Annotated in this window: 18 protein-coding genes; all 18 read left to right on the top strand. The window is 42.5% G+C overall.

Features of this window, described 5'->3' with window-relative positions:
* Window positions 1-299: 299 nt before the first annotated feature.
* On the top strand, window positions 300-1,385 hold the full coding sequence (gene gmd / locus BN1209_RS06070; protein ID WP_045751392.1) for a GDP-mannose 4,6-dehydratase: 1,086 nt from the start codon (window positions 300-302) through the stop codon (window positions 1,383-1,385).
* The gene (locus BN1209_RS06065) at window positions 1,385-2,332 is read left to right on the top strand and encodes a GDP-L-fucose synthase family protein (RefSeq protein WP_045751391.1); all 948 of its coding nucleotides are present in this window, start codon (window positions 1,385-1,387) and stop codon (window positions 2,330-2,332) included. The genes gmd and BN1209_RS06065 overlap by 1 nt, the downstream gene beginning before the upstream one ends.
* Window positions 2,329-3,234, top strand: a complete 906-nt coding sequence (gene xrtB / locus BN1209_RS06060) for an exosortase B (RefSeq protein WP_082048411.1) — start codon at window positions 2,329-2,331, stop codon at window positions 3,232-3,234. The genes BN1209_RS06065 and xrtB overlap by 4 nt, the downstream gene beginning before the upstream one ends.
* On the top strand, window positions 3,224-3,940 hold the full coding sequence (gene epsI / locus BN1209_RS06055) for an exosortase-associated protein EpsI, B-type (RefSeq protein WP_052661108.1): 717 nt from the start codon (window positions 3,224-3,226) through the stop codon (window positions 3,938-3,940). The genes xrtB and epsI overlap by 11 nt, the downstream gene beginning before the upstream one ends.
* Before the next feature lie 3 nt (window positions 3,941-3,943).
* The gene (locus tag BN1209_RS06050) at window positions 3,944-5,032 is read left to right on the top strand and encodes a CgeB family protein (RefSeq protein ID WP_082048410.1); all 1,089 of its coding nucleotides are present in this window, start codon (window positions 3,944-3,946) and stop codon (window positions 5,030-5,032) included.
* A 4-nt stretch (window positions 5,033-5,036) separates the two neighbouring features.
* Window positions 5,037-6,194, top strand: a complete 1,158-nt coding sequence (locus BN1209_RS06045) for a glycosyltransferase family 4 protein (RefSeq protein ID WP_045751390.1) — start codon at window positions 5,037-5,039, stop codon at window positions 6,192-6,194.
* Window positions 6,195-6,294: 100 nt separating this feature from the next.
* Window positions 6,295-7,818 (top strand): hypothetical protein, encoded by a 1,524-nt coding sequence (locus BN1209_RS06040; protein ID WP_045751389.1) that lies wholly within the window; start codon window positions 6,295-6,297, stop codon window positions 7,816-7,818.
* Window positions 7,819-7,854: 36 nt separating this feature from the next.
* Window positions 7,855-8,670, top strand: a complete 816-nt coding sequence (locus tag BN1209_RS06035; protein WP_144402553.1) for a hypothetical protein — start codon at window positions 7,855-7,857, stop codon at window positions 8,668-8,670.
* Window positions 8,671-8,698: 28 nt separating this feature from the next.
* Window positions 8,699-10,231 carry a lipopolysaccharide biosynthesis protein gene (locus tag BN1209_RS06030; protein ID WP_045751387.1) on the top strand — a complete coding sequence of 511 codons (1,533 nt, stop codon included), beginning with the start codon at window positions 8,699-8,701 and terminating at the stop codon, window positions 10,229-10,231.
* Window positions 10,232-10,333: 102 nt separating this feature from the next.
* Window positions 10,334-11,446, top strand: a complete 1,113-nt coding sequence (locus tag BN1209_RS06025) for an acyltransferase family protein (protein WP_171816507.1) — start codon at window positions 10,334-10,336, stop codon at window positions 11,444-11,446.
* A 64-nt stretch (window positions 11,447-11,510) separates the two neighbouring features.
* On the top strand, window positions 11,511-12,635 hold the full coding sequence (locus tag BN1209_RS09250) for a glycosyltransferase family 4 protein (protein WP_144402552.1): 1,125 nt from the start codon (window positions 11,511-11,513) through the stop codon (window positions 12,633-12,635).
* Window positions 12,636-12,691: 56 nt separating this feature from the next.
* Window positions 12,692-13,879: a glycosyltransferase gene (locus BN1209_RS06015; protein WP_045751384.1), complete on the top strand. Its 1,188-nt coding sequence runs from the start codon at window positions 12,692-12,694 to the stop codon at window positions 13,877-13,879.
* 108 nt (window positions 13,880-13,987) lie between these two features.
* On the top strand, window positions 13,988-14,452 hold the full coding sequence (locus BN1209_RS06010; protein WP_231855122.1) for an LbetaH domain-containing protein: 465 nt from the start codon (window positions 13,988-13,990) through the stop codon (window positions 14,450-14,452).
* The gene (locus BN1209_RS06005; protein WP_045751382.1) at window positions 14,449-15,294 is read left to right on the top strand and encodes a glycosyltransferase family 2 protein; all 846 of its coding nucleotides are present in this window, start codon (window positions 14,449-14,451) and stop codon (window positions 15,292-15,294) included. Before BN1209_RS06010 ends, BN1209_RS06005 begins: the two co-directional genes overlap by 4 nt.
* Before the next feature lie 24 nt (window positions 15,295-15,318).
* Window positions 15,319-16,527: a glycosyltransferase WbuB gene (locus tag BN1209_RS06000; RefSeq protein WP_045751381.1), complete on the top strand. Its 1,209-nt coding sequence runs from the start codon at window positions 15,319-15,321 to the stop codon at window positions 16,525-16,527.
* Window positions 16,528-16,547: 20 nt separating this feature from the next.
* The gene (locus BN1209_RS05995) at window positions 16,548-17,693 is read left to right on the top strand and encodes a glycosyltransferase family 4 protein (protein WP_045751380.1); all 1,146 of its coding nucleotides are present in this window, start codon (window positions 16,548-16,550) and stop codon (window positions 17,691-17,693) included.
* Window positions 17,683-18,711, top strand: a complete 1,029-nt coding sequence (locus BN1209_RS05990) for an acyltransferase family protein (protein WP_045751379.1) — start codon at window positions 17,683-17,685, stop codon at window positions 18,709-18,711. Before BN1209_RS05995 ends, BN1209_RS05990 begins: the two co-directional genes overlap by 11 nt.
* Before the next feature lie 154 nt (window positions 18,712-18,865).
* Window positions 18,866-19,912, top strand: a complete 1,047-nt coding sequence (galE, locus tag BN1209_RS05985; protein ID WP_045751378.1) for a UDP-glucose 4-epimerase GalE — start codon at window positions 18,866-18,868, stop codon at window positions 19,910-19,912.
* Window positions 19,913-20,165 lie beyond the last annotated feature (253 nt).

The following is a 20,165-nucleotide window of genomic DNA, read 5'->3' as shown; positions in this document are numbered from 1 at the left end:
TTTAATAGCAGTGCATATTTAATACCTGGGCATTTTTAATGGCTAAGCATACTAAACTTGTTGTGAGCAACCTAGTATCCATCGAGTCTAGTGAGTCAGTAAACCTCTGATGTGCTAGGCTAGTTTTTTATGGGTTTTCTGAAAAATATCACCTAATAGAGACGAGCCATCTCTGCGGTTGTCATCCGTTTGTCATGATGGACCCTCAAAATATCAGCCTGAAATAGATGTGGGCTTTAAGTGTAAAATAGGCGTTGGCAATCCGCTTACATGATTAATATAGATAGAAGCATCCTCATATGAATAAAGTTGCACTGATTACTGGAATCACCGGCCAAGATGGCGCTTATCTAGCCGAGTTTTTGTTAAAAAAAGGTTATATTGTTCACGGCATTAAACGTCGCGCCTCTTTATTTAATACTGACCGTATTGATCATTTGTACCAGGATCCGCACGTTTCAAATCGCAATTTAGTCCTGCATTACGGCGACTTAACCGATTCCACCAATCTCATTCGTATCATTCAACAAGTTCAGCCTGACGAGATTTACAATCTAGCTGCGATGAGTCACGTTGCGGTAAGTTTTGATACACCAGAATACACCGCCAATGCAGATGGCATTGGTACTTTGCGCATATTGGAAGCAATACGTATTCTTGGTTTGGAAAAGAAGACTCGTTTTTATCAAGCCTCGACATCTGAACTGTATGGTTTGGTACAAGAAACTCCACAAAAAGAGACCACCCCATTTTATCCGCGCAGCCCTTATGCGGTTGCTAAGCTATACGCTTATTGGATTACCGTTAATTATCGTGAGGCTTACGGTATTTATGCATGTAATGGCATTTTATTTAACCACGAGAGCCCAATTCGTGGTGAAACGTTCGTTACCCGTAAAATTACCCGTGCTTTAGCCCGCATTAAACTCAATCTGCAAGATTGCCTCTATCTTGGCAACATGGATTCTCTGCGTGACTGGGGTCATGCTAGAGACTATGTTGAGATGCAGTGGCTCATGCTGCAGCAAACGCAAGCAGATGACTTTGTGATTGCGACTGGCATTCAATACAGCGTGCGCGACTTTGTGAATATTGCCGCTAAAGAGTTGGATATTCATATTACTTGGCACGGAGAAGGTGTGGACGAAACTGGCCTTGATGATAATGGCAATGTGATTGTAAGAGTCGATGCGCGTTATTTTAGACCTACTGAGGTAGAAACTTTGCTTGGTGACCCAACCAAAGCCAAAGAAAAACTAGGCTGGACACCTAAGACGACTTTTCATGAGTTGGTGGCCGAAATGGTCCGTGAGGACCTCAAAAGTGCAGAGCGTGATGAATTAGTCAAAGATCATGGCTACTCTGCGTATGATTACAACGAATAATGCTTAACAACCTAGACGCTAAAATTTATGTCGCTGGCCATCGCGGAATGGTGGGGTCGGCGATTGTGCGTCACCTATTGGCTAAGGGTTACACCAGCATCATTACCCGCACACACGAGCAACTTGATCTGCTCGATCAAAAAGCCGTTTTTGCATTTTTAGCGGAAACCCAACCAGACTATCTCTTTATTTCGGCGGCTAAGGTCGGCGGAATTCAGGCCAACAACACTTACCGCGCTGATTTCATTTATCAGAACCTAGTGATTGAAGCGAATCTGATTCATGGAGCCCATCTTGCTGGTGTTCAGCGCTTGTGCTTCTTAGGCTCAAGCTGCATTTATCCGCGTGATTGCCCGCAGCCGATTAAAGAAGACTATCTGCTGACAGGCCCGCTAGAGACGACTAACGAACCATATGCCATTGCTAAAATTGCAGGCATCAAACTTTGCGAAAGTTACAACGCGCAGTATGGCCGTCAGTATGTGTCAGCCATGCCCACTAACCTTTACGGCCCCAATGATAACTATGATTTAGCTAATAGCCATGTCTTGCCAGCACTAATCCGCAAAGCATATGAGGCTAAACAAGCTGGTAGCCAAGACCTTGTCATTTGGGGTTCGGGGACACCTAAGCGTGAGTTTTTGTATGTCGATGATATGGCGGATGCTTGCGTTTTCTTGATGGAAAAAAATATCCACCAGGGCATTTATAACGTTGGTACAGGGTCTGACGTCACCATCCGTGAATTAGCTGAGGTGGTCATGGAGGTCGTGGGGTTTGAGGGCAGTATCGTATTTGATCAAACTAAGCCTGATGGCACCCCAAGAAAACTACTCGATGTGAGTCGCTTAAAAACCTTAGGTTGGCAATCTAAAACACCATTAAAAATGGGGGTTCAGCTTGCATATGCCGCCGCATCTTTTGTTAAAGAGGGTCTAGGCGCATGAGCAAGGCGACTTTGTTAGGTGGTTTAGTATCGGACTATCGACTGGTTAAGCAACATTTGCTGGCGAATCCTGCTATATGGTTGATGTGTGCCGGCTTGGCACTGATGTTTACGCCAACCTTATATGACTTATATTTTGTGAGTGAATTATGGCTCGATGATCAGCATTCACATGGACCAATTATCTTGGCCATCTCGCTTTGGTTGCTCTGGAAGCGCTGGCATGAAGCCCCTGATTTGGTAAGTTTGCAATCATCTCCGGCACTTGCTTGGGTTTGCTTTATTATCGCAGGTGGCTTGTATGTGCCTGGTCGTGCATTAGATATTATTTATTTCGAAACGGGTGCTTTTGTTTGGGTTTTGGCTGGAGTGATCCTCATGGCTGGCGGCACCAAGCTACTCAGCCTGTTGAAGTTTCCACTATTTTTTATGCTATTTATGATTCCATTACCCAACACGCTCATTGGCCCGCTGACTGGGGCAATGAAGGAGGCGGTGTCTTTGGTGACGGTGACGATTTTAGGGTGGGCTGATTTTCCTGTCGCGAGAAATGGTGTCATTATCAGCCTTGGGCAATATCAGCTATTGGTGGCGGATGCTTGCTCCGGCATGCGCACTTTATTTATGCTCGAAGCGCTTGGCATTCTTTACCTCAATTTAGTGCACTTTTCATCTAGGCTTCGCAACATCGTATTACCCATCCTGATTATCCCCATCTCATTCACCGCTAACGTGGTGCGTGTGATTGTGCTGTCGCTGATCACATACTATTTAGGCAGTGAAGCAGGGCAAGGATTTTTACATGGCTTTGCCGGCATGGTGCTGTTTATTGCCGGGCTGTTAATGATGCTTGGGGCAGATCATCTATTACGTTTATTGAGTGCAAAATTAAATGCGCGCTGAAACAATCACCAAGCCTATTCAAAAGCCGCATTTTCAGCATTGGCTCGCTGTAGTATTCATGCTTTCCTGCACCCTGTTTGCTTGGTGGCTCACCCCGCATGAAAAATGGTTTGATCATATAGGCGAGCCGCAGTTTGAACGAATCATCCCGCCAAGCTTTGCAGACTGGACGCAAGTCTCTGATGGCAATAACACCTTGATTGTGAATCCGGAGCAGCAAGAAACATTGAACGACCTTTATACTCAAATTGTGAGCCGCACTTATGTACAGAAAAGCACGGGTCGCCGCTTAATGCTATCGCTCGCCTATGGCGACAATCAAACCTTTTCAAAGCAGCTCCACCGCCCAGAGTCTTGCTACTCATCGCAAGGCTTTAAAATTCAAGCATTGCATGCTGAGCAAATGCTCGCCAATAGCAGGTCTATTGAAGTGCAGCGTATGAATGCGCAAGTGAGTAATCGGCAGGAGCAAGTCAGCTACTTTATTCGAATTGGTGATCGTGTAATGAGTGGACCGCCTAGCAACCTCAACTTAGCACGTATGCACATGGGGTTAAAAGGCTATATTGCGGATGGCTTGTTGTTTAGGGTCTCTGAAATATCAGATGACGACAAGGCCTCACATCAACTCCATGACCAATTTATCAATGACCTGCTAAAAGCGCTAAGCCCAGGGCAGCAAACCATGCTGATTGGTTCAAATTAAACCGTGGTTGGCTTACTTGACATTCTCTATTTTGGGCCCATCAGCGGTACTTGTTTAGATCGTGCGAATGCTTTGCGCCGATTAGGCCATAACGTTAAACATATCGATTTGCGAACGATGCTACCCACAACATCATGGGTAGATAGAGTGACTTGGCACTTAGGGGGCAACTTACTTGCCTTCTTGCTGATTCCCAATTTGGCCAAAGCCTTAAAAGGTCAACATTATGATCTGTGTTGGGTCGATGGCGGCGAATGGGTCACGCCCAAAGTGATGAAGTTATTACGCGGTCATGCCCAAAAAATCGTGAGTTATAGTATTGATGACCCCTTAGGGCCAAGAGATGGCGCACGCTTTAAAGCCTATCGTCAGAGCCTGCCTGAGTATCAACTTAATGCGGTGGTAAGAAATGAAAATGTTGCCGAAGCGTACGCTTTAGGTGCTGTGGATGTGATTCGGGTGTACCGCAGTGCTGATGAGGTGTCTCATGCACCAAGAAAACTGTCAGATATTGATCAGAAGGCATGGGATGCCGATGTGCTTTTTTTAGGTACATGGTTTCCTGAGCGTGGTCCTTTTTTATTGGATTTAATTTCGCAGGGTGTTCCGTTGACGATTCAAGGATCTGGATGGCACAAAGCACCTGAATGGCCGCAATTAAAAGCTTATTGGAGAGGCGGTTCAATTGCTGGGGATGACTATGCCAAAGCCATCCAATGTGCCAAAGTTAATTTAGGTATGGTGTCTAAGGAAAATCGCGACCTTCATACGACTAGGTCCTTAGAAATCCCAGCGCTTGGCGGACTGCTGTGTGCTGAACGTACTATCGAGCATGCCCAAATGTATGAAGAAGGAAAAGAAGCCTTGTTTTGGAATGATGCACAAGAGTGCGCTGAAATCTGCAAACTGGCACTTGCCGATGAGCCTAGTCGCCAAGCCATAGCAAAAGCTGGTCAGCAAAGATTGAATCGGAATGGTCATTTTAATCAGAAGCAAATGCAGTTGATTATTGCTGTTATTGATTTTTCTGAGAGTCACAGTCAACAGTCCAATTCTGATTTTGAAAAATCAGAAAGTTTGAAAGCGCTATAGCAAAATGAAAATAGCCTTATCCGTAGCTGCTAAATTTCATACCTTTGATCTGGCAAGGGAGCTTTATGCTCGCGGTGTATTAGCGAGTATTTTTACGGGCTATCCTCGATTTAAGCTAAAAAATGAAGTGCTGCCCAATGCGTTGATAAAAACTTTCCCTTGGGTACAAACCCCTTATATGGCGTTTCCTTTTATGCAGCATTTACCCAGATCTTTCATTAGAGAATGGGAAAATCTCTCAGCCATTACATTTGGTGATTATGTTGCCCGTAATTTGCCAGAATGCGACCTGTATGTTGGGCTTTCTGGTTCAGCTTTGCCAGCAGGAAAAAAAGCGCATCAGCGAGGGGCTAAGTTTATTTGTGATCGAGGCTCATCACATATTCGCGCCCAAGATGAATTATTACGCGAAGAGCATGCGCAATGGAATATGCCTTTTGTTGGCATTGACCCAAGAACGATTGCTAGGGAAGAGTTGGAGTACGAGGAAGCCGATGGTATTACGGTGCCATCTACCTTTGTCTATAGAACCTTTGTTGAGCAGGGAATCCCAGCTAATAAACTAAGATTGCTTCCCTATGGCGTGAATCTCTTCCGTTTTCAGCCAATAGAGAAACCAGACCCGCAACGTTTTGATATGCTTTTTGTAGGTGGGATGAGTTTGCGCAAAGGCATTCAGTATTTAGTGCAGGCTTATCAGAAAGTGAATCACCCAGCAAAATCATTGACTTTTGTGGGTGCGCCATCAGCAAGCCTAATTGAAGCATTAAGCGCGCGTGGACTATGGCCAGAAGATGCAATTGTATTGGGGCATATCCCGCAAGCAGAGCTAAAGCAGATAATGAGCCTTAGTCATGTGTTGGTTTTACCAAGTCTAGAAGAGGGCTTAGCTATGGTAATGGCTCAGGCAATGGCCTGTGGCTGTCCAGTTGTTGCAAGCAACCATACAGGGGCTGAAGATTTAATGACGGATGGTGTCGAGGGCTTTATTGTGCCAGTGCGAGATGTGGGTGCGCTGACTGAAAAGCTTCAGCGTTTGGCAGATGCGCCAGCGCTGAGAGATGAAATGGGCAGCAAGGCCTTACAAAAAGTACAGAAAATTGGTGGCTGGCGTGCGTATGGGGATCATGCAATGGAAATTTATAAGGAAGTGATCGGATGAAATTTATATCGAGCATTCAGCTTGTAGTTAACATACTTGGTGTTGTAAACGATAGGCATTTTATGAGCTTAATCACACTTCATGAGAAAGCAGGCTGTTAATGAGAGTTTCTTCATTCATTATTTTGGTATTACTTTTATCTTCCTTAGCTGCCTTTATTGCTCAACTGCTCATCGATTTTTCAACAGTCAATATTGCTACATCTTGCCTTGCACTTTTAACAGCGCTTGTCATTTCGAGCTACATTAAAAGAACAGATGCCATTCAAACCGATCCTTTATCTACATTTGCAATTTTCGGGTTTGCAGTCACTACCCAAGTTGGCGCCTTGTTGTTTCAATCCTTGGCATGGACATCGCTAAGTGAGGGATTGCGACAACCGATAGAAACGTTCGCTACGCTTTTCGTTTATCTTATCGTGGCTTTAGTCGCGCATAGTTTTTTTAGGATGCTTACAAGCGATAAAACCGCAAAGCCGTCTATGATGTCGGCCTTACTAGAAAGAGCGCGACTTTACGAAGTACCGCCTTCTGGAGCGCTTTGGATGATGGGATGGTTTGGTGTGCTTGCGATCTTTTTTGGCCGTGGTGATGCGGTCGGTAGCAAAGTCTGGGATGGATTTAGATTTTTAATTTACACGCCATTTTTAATTCCTGTTTATTTGAATTTGATCGGTAAAAGTTACGCGAATGCTTCAAGAGAGTTTTTCTTTTTGGCAGCATGGTTTTCGTTACTTGTGATGTTTGGGATGTTGCTAGGGACACGCGCTATTATTTTTACAGGGTTTATGATCATCGGGCTTATTTATTTATTAGCTGGATTGCGTAATAATGCATTTTTAAAAAGTAATCAAATTTTTAAGTTCAGCGTATTTTTTGTCCTGATTTTGCCCCTAGTTGGACCTGCTTCAGACTTGGCAACCGCTATTCAAATTACGAGGCAGAGTAATGATAGATCGATAGAGCATACGCTTGATGTTGCCCAAAAGCCTTATTTGCTTGAAAAGTATAGAGCGACAGAAGTCACCAACGCACAATATGGCGCGTATGACGAGGCTTATATCAGCAACCCCATATTTAAAAGATTTGTAGAAACCAAGTTCCATGATAACGCCCTTTATTTTTCATCTAAATTATCGGATGGCGGTAAAGAGGCGCTTGCTGAAAAAACAAGTGATTTATTATTTGGAATCTTGCCACAACCCTTTTTAGATTTTCTAAAAATCGATGTGGATAAGTTGACATTAAGATCTTCCATGGGTGATTATTTAGCCAACTTTTCATCAGGTATCCCACTTGGCGGATACAGAACGGGTTCTATGTTTGCCCAAGGTCAAGCGCTCATTGGGCCATTTTTCATCGTCACGTATTTTATGATTTGTATGGCATTATTTTATTTGATGAGCTTGCTAAGCAATAAGTCCAATTCTGTCGTTACACTCTCTCCACCAGGATTGCTTTTAATCTGGAGCTTTTTCATTTCAGGAATTACTGCCGAATCGCTTCATCAAATGACAGCCTTCCTTGCCCGTAATTTGATGCAATCCCTTCTTATTTATCTGCTTTTATTTTGGCTCTTCAGGTTATTTACGAAGCCTGTAGTGTTAAACAAGCCTGTGATATAAATTGCTTCAGCTTGATTTAAGAAAGGGGATAGAGAGATGTCATGTGAGCTAATTTGTACGGGTTGGTATTCGTCTAACGAACCTAGAGTATATCAAACCTTCGGTGACGAAAGTGTTCGTAATCAGTCATTTAGGTCATTATGGTGGCAGTCAGTAGATACTTTCATACAGCCAAAGCATGTGCTAGTGGTTGACTCTGCATCATCAGTTAAACCGCATGATAATCTTTTTTCATCAACCAAGACTACTCAAATAGAATTACTCAAAAACCCAGGTCACGCGCAAAACTGCACTACACATTACGCAGGTTGGATGGCATCTATATTAGTTGGTTTGGAGTTCTCACTGCTCAATGATGTAGATTTTTTCCTCTATGTCGAGCAGGACGCCTTAGTTTATGGAAAAGGCTTTGTGGAAAAAATTAAGCAAAAATTATTACAAAACGATTTTGTTTTTGGAGATGGTGGCAAGTTTGCCGAAATTGAGCAAAGTGTTTTTGCCGTTAACAAAAAAGGGATTAGAAAATTTTTATCTGCGTTGCACGACATTAACTATTCAGACCGAGTGGTTTCACCAGAAATCAAATTCATGTATGCCGCTTCATTATTAAAATCATCTGGACTGGCAGGCGCGTTGTCTTATAACCAGCCAAGACTAATGCGTCGTCTTTACAATAAGTTATTTTGTCGTGTGATGCCCATCCTTAAACAGTATGAATTGTTACCTTTTGGGTATGGCAGAGTTAGGCCGATTAATTTTGCCGACGATACTTTTTATTTCCAGCAGGGCTCGGTTGATGAGATTAGTGCATACAAAAAACTGACCGGCTTCAACGATATGCTGAACAAGTAATGATTGTTCAGATAAAGAGTGATGATTAATGAACGCCACCAAACGCTTTTTATCAGGTAGCGCTGCATCATGGGCGAGAATTATTCTGAATGTCATCACTCAGTTTGCACTCGTTCCCATCTTTCTTTCTCATTGGTCTGTGGAAGAGTATGGATGTTGGTTAGTCATCGCCTCAGTCACTGGATTGGCATCACTGTTTAGTATTGGGCATCAATCATTTCTTGAATTTGAGTTTTTGAGGGTTGGCGACAAAAATCCACAACAGCTTTCTTTGTTATTTTATTCCTCTATTCCATTTGCACTTCTACTCTGTTTGCTTGAACTGATCTTGGTGGCTGGCGCCATATTTTTCGGCTGGCTTGATCCAATGTTTGATTCAAACAACCCATTAGATCGACACTTATTGAACCAATCTTTTTGGGCGATGATTGTTTTTTCTTTGGGATGGCTAGTCAATACGGGTATTGGCGGTTTGGGTGGCCGTTTAGTTTCCCCTTTTGGTCATTTCCCAAGATTTGCTTGGTGGAGTTTTGCTTTGGCGCTATCGACCGCGGTAGCCTCGGCGATAGCGGTTTATGTAGGCGCTGGCTTGCTAGACACTGCCATCGCGGTGACGCTGACAAGCACGATAATCAATATTCCTATCCATATGGATTTATGGCGTTTATTGAAGCATCATCATCTAAACCCAATTAAACCAGATTTAAAAATGGGTGCAAATCTCACCATAAAATCTATGGCATTAGCGCTGACCAATGTGATCGAAAATCTTCGACAACAGGGCATTCGCGTATTTTTGAGCACCATTGTTGGATTGTCTCAAATGACAGCATTCTCCACGACAAGAACAATTAGTAATGTTTCTTTGCAGGGGATGTCCACCGTGACTAACCCTGCCATGCCGGAGTTTATGCGATATTTGCGGGAAAAGGATGGCGCACGTGTGGACTCCGTCATGGGTTTTCTATTATTTTTAACCGTGATCGTTTTTGCACCCGTCTTAGTTGGACTGCAATTAATTATTCCCGACATATTTCTGTTATGGACGCGTGGGAAAATAGAATTTGATGGATTTTTATTTGGACTTTTCTCGATTAGTTTGATGATTTATGCAATAGGTAGGCCATTGTTTGCAATTATTCAAGGCAATAATCTTGTTAAATCTCAACTCATCATCTCTACCGCAGTTGGTTTGATAGCCATAGTGGGCGTTATTGTCATGTCTACTTACTTTGGCATTAGGGGCGCCGCCGCCGCCTTACTTTTTGCTGAAATTGCAGGATGTATGTTGGCTTTGATTTATTCACTTAAATGGCTATCTATTCATCAGATGCAGTTGCCATATAAGCTATTTTATTTAGCGGGCACATCGATGTTAATGGCTGCTTTTGGCATCCTGCTAATGGCAGCGATGCCTGAAAAAAAGTTAATGATATTTAGCTGTGTATTCATCTTATGTGCATTGTTAGGCTATGTCTTTGTTCGGCAACTTCCCAAGATAGCACTAGATAAACTTGAAACTATTTTGTTAGTGCTCACAAGGCAAAAGCGGGCGCAATGAACCTCGTTCTATTCACCCATCCTCACTTTTTAAACTCTCAAAGCATGCCGCGTTTCGTGCGTATGCTTGAGCATGTTTTACCGATCTTGGGCTAGGATTAAAATGAAAGTTGAACAAAAATTTAATACTATGACTAATTTTAATAGATACCCAACGCTTGATTTATTTCGTGCAATTGCTGCATTGAGCGTCTTTGTTCATCATTTTTATCAGCAGAATGCAGATTTTTTTGATAAAAATTACACTTCTCCATTTTTAAGTTTTTTAGGTGGGTGGGGTGTTACGTTATTTTTCGTCATTAGCGGATTTTGTATTCATCACTCTAGACTTCTGTCGGTTGAGAAAAATGGCAGATTCGATTTGATGCAGTATTTCCTTCGGAGATTTTTTAGAATTTACCCAGGTTTTGTTGTTTGTGTTTTAATTTTCTTTTTTATTGGGCAACATTTCACCTCTAATTTAGTCCCCAATTCTCAGCCAATAGCTATATTTATGCATTTGGGAATAATTAGTAGTTTTTTTGTTGACTACAATGTGGGGATCAACAAGGTATTGTGGTCGGTTGTTGTTGAGTGTCATTTTTATATTTTATATGCAATGTTATGGCGCAAATTCACCGGGCTAAATTCTACTATCAGGATGTTGCTGCTATCTTTGTTTATCGGAGCGGCTACTTTTTTATTGTCAGTGACTTTATTTCCTCAGGGTGCCGAGCGTGTTCTGGTACAGAAAATCTTCTTGGCAAGCTGGTGGATTTGGTGCCTAGGTGTTTTAGTAGCGGAATTGCTTAATAAGAGACCCGTTTTTTTCAAGACTACCTTTGCTAATCGAACAGCTTTGCTGGGAATTATAATTATTTCTTTTGGCGTAGCTTATTTACCATCCGCATACAGTCTTCAACTTCAAAGGTTCGCCCTTCCTTTTTTATGCGCTGGGCTAGTATATTTTGCGCTTCAGGATACATACAGTTTCAACAATGTTAGATCTCTTTATCAAATAGGAGTAGTCTCTTACTCACTTTACTTATATCACCCCCTTGCTTTAATGATCGGTACTCTGTTGGAGCTAGATTTATTTTGGCAAGCAATTCTGGTTTTTCCATGTGGAATAACTATTGCAATTCTAGGGTATTACCTAATTGAAAAGCCTGGTGTTGCTTTCGGGAGGGCGCTATTTACTAATCTAAAAACTCTTAATAAACGTGCTTTGTTTTAGAGTAAGTGAGTCTGTCTTGAAAATTATTCTATTCACCCACCCTCACTTTTTAAGCTCTCAAAGCATGCCGCGTTTCGCGCGTATGCTTGAAGAGGCTTATTTATTGAGAGGGCATGAGGTGAAAGTTTGGTCGCCACAGCCTGTTGCTTATCAGCTTGTGCCAAGTGGGCGTTTTTCTAAATGGGCAGGTTATGTGGATCAATATATTTTATTCCCGCTTTGGGTGCGGAGGCAGTTAAAAAAACAGCCATCGGATACTTTGTATGTGTTTTGTGATCAAGCCCTTGGCCCATGGGTGCCGTTAGTCAAAAATAAAGCACATATTGTGCATGTGCACGATTTGCTGGCTTTACGGTCTGCGCTTGGTGATGTGCCAGAAAATCCGACCTCGTGGTCTGGCAGGATTTATCAACGCTATATTCGGCGGGGCTTTAAGCAAGCCAAGCACTTTATCTCTATTTCAAATAAAACCCGTGACGACTTGCATCATTTTGGGCAGGTGTCAGCAATAAATTCTCATGTGGTTTACAACGGCTTTAACTATCCTTATTCGCCTATGGCTAAAGCTGATGCGATGCGTGTGCTAAGTGATGCGAATTTGCCAGCGCATTTTGATGGCATGTTGTTGCATTTAGGTGGCAGCCAATGGTACAAAAATTTAGCGGGCGTGATTCGTATTTATATTGAATATGTCAACGCCGAAAAAAACCCTTTACCACTTTGGTGTATTAGCCCTAACCCTAACCCTCGGGTGCAAGCTTTGCTTAAACAGGTACCGTCAAATGGAAAGGTATTGTTTTTTCAAGGGATTGATAACCATGCCTTGCAAGCGGCTTATTCCTTGGCGCGTGCCTTTGTTTTCCCGAGTCTTGCTGAGGGCTTTGGTTGGCCAATTATTGAGGCCCAAGCTTGCGGATGTCCAGTGCTGACTTCTGATGCAGCACCAATGAATGAAATTGGCGGGGTGGCGTGTGCTTATATTCCAGTGTTAAAACCCAAAGATGATGCTGAGTTATGGGCAAAAAATGCCTCAAATACATTAATTGCTTTGTTATCACTTCATGACGCGGCGCGAAATAAGCGGGTGGCAAGGGGCTTAACGCATGTGCAGCAATTTAATGCGGAGCACGCGATAGAAAGCTATCTGAATCACTATCAACAAGTCATGCTTACAACAAGCCATTCATAAAAATATGATGAATCCTACTAAACATATGCTGAATTAAGCCCAAAAAGAAGCTACCCATGAAAATTTTACATATTATTTCTTCGATTAATCCCACAGGTGGTGGGCCAATGGAGGGCGTGCGTCAAGTTGGCACAAAGAAGATCGAGATGGGCCACTCCGTCAGTGTGTTGACCTTGGATGACCCCGCTTCACCGTTCATCGAAGATTATCCGCTTAAAGTCCATGCTATTGGCCCATCGGCAGGTAGTTATCGCTATAACAGCCGTTTAGTGCCTTGGCTTAAAGAAAACGTGGATCGTTATGATGTAGTGGTGATTAACGGATTGTGGCAATACCATGGTTTTGGTGCTTGGCGAGTATTGCATCGTAAGGATATCCCTTACTTTGTCTTTTGCCATGGCATGTTAGATCCATGGTTCAAACACACTTACCCGCTTAAACATCTAAAAAAATGGCTGTATTGGCCTTGGGCTGAGTATCGATTACTCAGAGATGCAAGAGCAGTTTTTTTTACTTGTGAAGAAGAAAAAATCCTAGCCAGACAATCCTTTTGGTTATATAAAGTACGCGAACAAGTGGTGAATTATGGCACTAAAACACCGCCGAGCGAGCGTGAAGCTTTAGCCGAAACTTTTTACACCCAGTATCCAGCACTTCGTGAAAAAAGAGTGTTTCTATTTCTAAGCCGCATCCAAGAGAAAAAAGGCTGTGACTTAAGTATTGAGGCATTTGCAGAAGTTGCGGCCAAGGATATTAACCTTCATTTAGTGATCGCTGGCCCCAGCCAAAAAAAATATCAAGAAAAGCTCCAAGCACTCGCACAGCGTTTAGGGGTTGCTGACCGTATTACCTGGACAGGAATGCTACAAGGCGACATGAAATGGGGTGCCTTTTATGCTAGCGAAGCTTATGTCTTATCTTCGCATCAAGAGAACTTTGGCATCGCGGTGGCAGAAGCGCTTGGTTGCGGCATTCCAGTTCTCATCTCGGACAAGGTCAACATTTGGCGAGAAATTGAAGCTGACGGGGCTGGCATTGTTAATCCGGATACCTTAGCGGGCACCAAAGAAAGTTTTAGGCACTGGTTGGCTTTAGATGAAACCGCCCGCCAACAAATAGGAGTAAATGCAAAGCGATGTTTTGAAGAGCGCTTTACCATTGAAGCGATGGCTAAAAGCATTTTACGAAATCATCAGAAGTGGATTAAACGCAAAGATGATCATGGGTTAAACAGTCATGATTAATTTAGGGTTCATACAATGATTATTCAAGGCAATGATCCTTACACGCAACCCTCTTTTTCCATGCAAAATAGAATAATGCGGGCAATTTGGGGCGTGGTATGGTTAATAATGTTTCGTACAAGCCCACGTCCGTTTCATGTGTGGCGCAGGTTTTTATTGCGCTTGTTTGGCGCAAAGCTTGGTAAGCATGTCAATGTATATCCGACAGTAAAAATATGGGCGCCTTGGGCGCTTGATATTGGAAGTTTTGTTGGGGTGGCGGATGGCGTTACGCTTTACAACATGGCGTCGATCACAATTGGCGATTACTGCGTGATTTCTCAGGGGTCACATCTTTGCGCTGGCTCACACGATATTGATTCTGCTAACTTTCAGCTCATCACCAAGCCTATTTCGCTTAATAGCTATGTCTGGGTTTGCGCAGAGGCGTTTGTCGGACCTGGTGTGAAGATTGCAGACGGTTGTGTATTGGGTGCAAGAGCTGTGGTTGTGAAAAGTATTGTTGAGCCTTGGACAGTTTGGGCGGGTAATCCCGCCGTGAGGAAAAGATTACGTAAAAAGGTGATTGTATGAGCGGTATATCAGTACTGATACTGACTAAAAATGAGCAACAAGATCTTCCGGGATGTTTGGAGTCTGTGGCCTGGAGCGATGATGTTCATGTCCTAGACTCTCAAAGTACAGATAACACTTTGCAAATCGCTGAACGCTTTGGTGCCAAAATCACCGTGCGTGCTTTTGATGGATATGCTTCGCAACGAAATTTTGGTTTGCAGCTGCCTTTTAAATATCAATGGGTGTTGATTTTAGATGCGGATGAACGCATTACGCCCTCTCTTGCATCTGAAATGAATACATGTGTGCAGAGTGCTGCTACAAATGTTGCTGGTATTCGTATGCGCCGACGTGATATTTGGTGGGGTCGTTGGCTCAAACACGCGCAAATTTCACCATTTTATGTTCGCCTTGTTCGTGTTGGAAGGGCGCATTATGAGCGTGAAATTAATGAAGTACTGATAGTTGATGGCGATATTGCCGAGCTCGCAGAGCCTTTTGATCATTATCCTTTTTCTAAAGGGCTGGATCATTGGATTAGTAAACACAATACCTACTCCAGAATGGAAGCAAAAGTCCTTGCTAATGGACTGATTGTTAAACCAGTTTGGAACATTGCATTGTTTGGTAAAGATTTTGGTGAGCGTCGCGTGCATCAAAAAGCTATTTTTTATGGCTTACCCGCTCGCCCATTGATTAAATTGCTTTATATGTTGATTCTTCGCCGTGCATTTCTTGATGGATGGGCAGGGATCAGATACGCCATCCTTCAGTCTATTTATGAGTATTTTATTGTGCTTAAAACCCAAGAGCTTAAAGAAGAAAAAGGGATTCAAATCCTTTCTTCTCAGCAAAGTTAAAAGCCACCGTTCGAGATTCTGATTTTGAAAATCCTCATTTACAGTGCCAACTTCGCACCTGAGCCAGTAGGCATAGGCAAGTACTCGGGTGAAATGGCCGCTTGGTTGGTTTCACAAGGCCATCAAGTTCGCGTGGTTGCCGCGCCGCCATATTATCCTGCTTGGAAGTTAGATCAAGCATATGTTTGGCCTCCTTATCGTCGAGAACAATTGCAGGGTGTGGACGTTTGGCGAACGCCTATATGGGTGCCAAAAGCCCCTGGTGGTTTAGTGCGTATTGTGCATTTATTAAGCTTTGCGGTTTCATCCTTGCCTGTCATGTTGTGGCAAACACAATGGCGCCCCAATGTAGTAATGGTGGTTGCGCCCGCTTTGGTTTGTGCGCCAACCACTCTTTTGGTGGCTAGACTAACTGGCGCTAAAGCTTGGTTGCATATTCAAGACTTTGAAGTGGACGTGGCTTTTCAGATGGGCTTGCTAAAAAACCCATTGTTGCAACGCATGGTGCTTGCTGCCGAACGTGGTTTGCTGAGAAGTTTTGACTATGTTTCATCTATTTCTGGCCGAATGTTAGATCGACTCCGTCAAAAAGGGGTGAAGGAATATCAAGTCAGATTTTTCCCCAATTGGGTGGATATTTCGCATATCTATCCCTTAACGAGCCCAAGTGATTATCGAGAAGCACTGGGCATTAAGCCCGACACTAAAGTGGTGTTATTTTCTGGCACCATGGGAGGTAAGCAAGGATTAATGGTGATTCCAGAAGCCGCTAGAAAATTAGCGCATCGACAGGACCTGATGTTTGTTGTGTGTGGTGATGGTGTCATAAAACCGCAATTAGAAACGGCTAGCATCGGGCTTGGCAATATTAAATTTTTGCCCTTACAGCCATTTGAACAACTCGGGCAATTATTAGGCTTGGCTGATATTCATTTATTGCCACAAAGCCCAGAAGCGGCAGATTTGGTTTTGCCCTCTAAACTCTCAGGCATGTTAGCAAGTGGCAGGGTGATAATTGCGACTTGTTTGGCAAATACAGAAATTGCTAATGTGGTTGCCCATTGCGGTTTGGTGGTTGCGCCAGAAGATAGTGATGCTTTAGCAAAAGCCATTGAGCAGTTGCTGGATGATAACGAAGCCCGTTTGCAATTTGGCAAGCAGGCTAGGCTTTATGCAGAAAAGAATTTAGCAAGAGACTCGGTGCTTGGAAGACTGGTGGAGCAGTTACAGTAGTGCTTTTTAGGGGACGTGAATTGGAACAGCAAGCTAATTACCCAGCCGTTGGGGATATCGTGATTTTTCAACCAGAATTTATTGAATTTGGTGGTGAGGAGCGTGTGATACTTTCTCTTTCAAGAGAGTTGCATGCGCAAGGCAAGCCCCATTCAATTTTGTGTTACTGGGATCATATTAATTTGGCGGCTTATGCAACTTGGCCATTAAAAGTATATCAATTAAATCCATCTAAGAACCCCATCAGTAAAGTTTTATCTTTGCGCCGTTGTTTGCAGTCCATTTATCAAGTGGGTAGCCCAACACCAGTTTTATTCAATATCCAATCGGCTTATCATGCTGGGCTGGCGACAAACGCGCCATATCATGTGCGTATTCCTGACACTTATAGTTTGCTGGGCTTTAAGCCGGAGAGCGCTCAGAAGGAGACCCCTTCACTTCTCAAATGCTTCAAAAGTAAACTAATGAGCTTAATCTGTCATTTCGCAACTCGTCGTGGCATTCGAAATTCTAAAAAATTCGTTACGAATACACTTGCCTTGCGCGAAGAAATGCAGCATTTATACGGTCGAAGCGCCGAAGTGATTTATTTGGGTGGGTTTGGTGGCTTAATCGACAATGTGCCTGAGCGTGCAGCAGCTCCTATTAATTTATTTACGGTTTCAAGATTGCAAACCAGTAAACGTATCGATTGGATTTTGTATGCACTGGCAGAAATAAAACGTGATGAAGACTCTTATCCAGCGTGGTGTTTGCATATTGCGGGTACTGGCCCTGACCAAAATACGTTGCAAAACTTGTGCGAAACCCTAGGAATCAGCGATCAAGTTATTTTTCATGGTTTTGTGAGTGATGATCAATTACAAAAACTATATGAAACTTCGCATGTTTTTTTAATGCCCGCTAAGCAAGGGTTTGGCCTTCCCGCGATTGAGGCGCTTTATCAAAAGCTTGGCTTGGTCGTTAGCGATGAATCTGGCGTTGTTGAAATTTTGCAAGATACTAACTGGGTCACCATTGCACATGGTGGTAAAGCCGGATTTGTAAGCGCGACCAAGGAGATGCTTAAAAGGGTCGAGGATCCTGGGTTTTATCAAAATCCTATGCCGGAGTTGCCTACTGAAGCTTTATGGGCCAAGAAAATTATTAGCCATTTTGGATGGTAATAGATTGGTAACTTCTCGCAATAAGACCATAGATGTAGCCAAGGGATTAGGAATTATTCTTGTGGTATTTGGCCATAATGCACTTGCAAATGTTGAGATACATAGTCTTATCTTCTCATTTCATATCCCGCTATTTTTATTGCTTTCAGGGATTTTTTTCAACCCCCAACAGTCTTTCACCCAACTCATCCTTGCAAAATCTGATGGACTGCTAAAACCTTATTTTTTAGTCGTTGGGGTGCTTGGGTTAATTAAGATTATTGCCAGCGCGAAGTTGCCATTATTGATATTTTCGATACTTTATGGCAACGGAAGCAACACATGGCCCCCTCTTTGGTTTTTACCCTATCTTTTCTTTTTGTTTTTGTTCGCTTGGTTTTTTATAAATTTAATACCATCTAGATATACTAATTCATCTTGGTTAATTTCATTACTTATTTTGGTTTTGTTCATCCTCGGTTATACCTCACTAAAATTTTCTGAGCATCAACTTGGTACCTATGGACTTCCATGGAGTTTAGATTTGGTTTTTATTGGCAGTGCATATTTCTTAATTGGACATAAGATGTCAATTTATTTGACGAATTTTAAGCAAAGTTTTATTTGGTTTTTTGTAGCAACAGCAACTTTTTGTTTAACCCATTATTTTTTTGATGAAACTATAGATTTAAACTTAAGATGGTATGGTGACTTTCTAATTTGTACAGTTCAGGCTTTAAGTTCGATTTACCTAATTTTCGTACTATCAAAATTTTTGAGTTTATCTAACATTTGCAATAAAGTACTAGCCTACATAGGTAATGGAAGTTTATTCATTTTAATTTTTCATTGGCCGTTTCAACAAAAATCTTTCGCCTTTTTTAATGCTCATTGGGCTGAAAAGACATCATTGGAAATTAACTCCTTATTATCTTTTACAATTGGTATTATTTTTCCTCTGCTAATTTGGGAGGTGGTGAAGAGAAATTATCATTTATCTAATTTAATGCTTCAGCGAAAGTTAACAGCTAGGGTTTAGTTAAATTAAATTACGATTGAATTAGATGTGATAACTCAAGTATTTGTTATAAACATTGTCTATTGATCACACAGAGCTTCTGAATGGGTTTCACCAGTGATTATCTTTTAGTTTTTGTACCATATACAATTATGCTTAATCAGGAAAACATGAAATGGCAACCAAAAAAATTCTAATCACAGGCGGTGCTGGCTACATTGGATCCCACACTTGCGTAGAAATAATGAACGCTGGTCATGATCTAGTGGTAGTTGATAACTTAAGTAATAGTAAGTTTGAAGCTCTAGCTAGAGTGCAGCAGATTACGGGTAAAGAATTAGCTTTTCATCAGGTGGATGTGCGGGATAAGCAAGCTCTGCGTGAGGTATTTACGCTGTATGATTTTGAAGCAGTAATCCATTTTGCCGGGCTCAAAGCGGTGGGTGAGTCAGTTCAGCATCCCTTGCGATATTACGATTGTAATGTTGGTGGGGCTGTTGCCTTATGTGAAGTGATGGCTGAGTTTGGTGTGAACAGGCTAGTTTTTAGTTCTTCTGCTACCGTCTATGGTGAGCCCGATGTGATGCCGATTCGTGAGGATTTTCCAGTAGGCGGCACAACGAATCCTTATGGCGCGAGTAAGTTAATGATAGAAAATATTCTTCATGACCTGCAAGCCTCAGATCCAGCATGGCGGATTGCTGTATTGCGCTATTTTAATCCTGTGGGTGCGCATGCTTCTGGTTTGATCGGTGAGGATCCAAACGGAATACCTAACAATTTAATGCCTTATATTGCTCAAGTGGCGGTGGGTAGGCGAGATTGTTTGAGTGTTTTTGGCGGTGACTATGCAACGCCAGATGGCACTGGCGTTCGCGATTATATTCATGTAGTTGATTTAGCCAAAGGGCATGTAGCTGCGTTGGATTATCTTTCAAAAACACCGGGTTTGTTGACCGTTAATCTAGGCACTGGCAAGGGATTGAGTGTGCTAGACATGGTAAATGCATTCCAGACCGCAAGCGGCATTGAAATTCCTTATCAGATTGTCGATCGTCGCCAAGGCGATATTGCATGCTGTTATGCGGACCCAGCCCTAGCTGCTGAGGAATTAGGCTGGCGTGCAGAGTTAGGCGTGGATGCCATGTGCAGTGATGCTTGGCGTTGGCAATCAACTAATTTGAATGGCTATGATGATTATCATTTGGTGTTTGATTTCTGAAAAACCGGTCATTTATTAAGATAAGCCCAACTTGACTAAACAATAATATCCCCTAAAGGCCACTTAATTTTGTCCTTAACACCTCTTTCATTTTTTCTCACTAAATACTTTTACATCGCGTAATCCGTCCTCATTAGTTGTCATTTATGGTGATTGTTCAATACTAATTCTCAAGATCGATCTTAAGGTATAATTTAATTTCATAAAAAAATGTCAGAATTATGACAATTTTGAGTGTTCTTGAGTAATTAAG

Source organism: Candidatus Methylopumilus turicensis (genome assembly GCF_000953015.1).
GTDB lineage: Bacteria > Pseudomonadota > Gammaproteobacteria > Burkholderiales > Methylophilaceae > Methylopumilus_A > Methylopumilus_A turicensis.
Note: the sequence above shows the minus strand (reverse complement) of the source record. Positions and strands in the feature narration are given on the sequence as shown.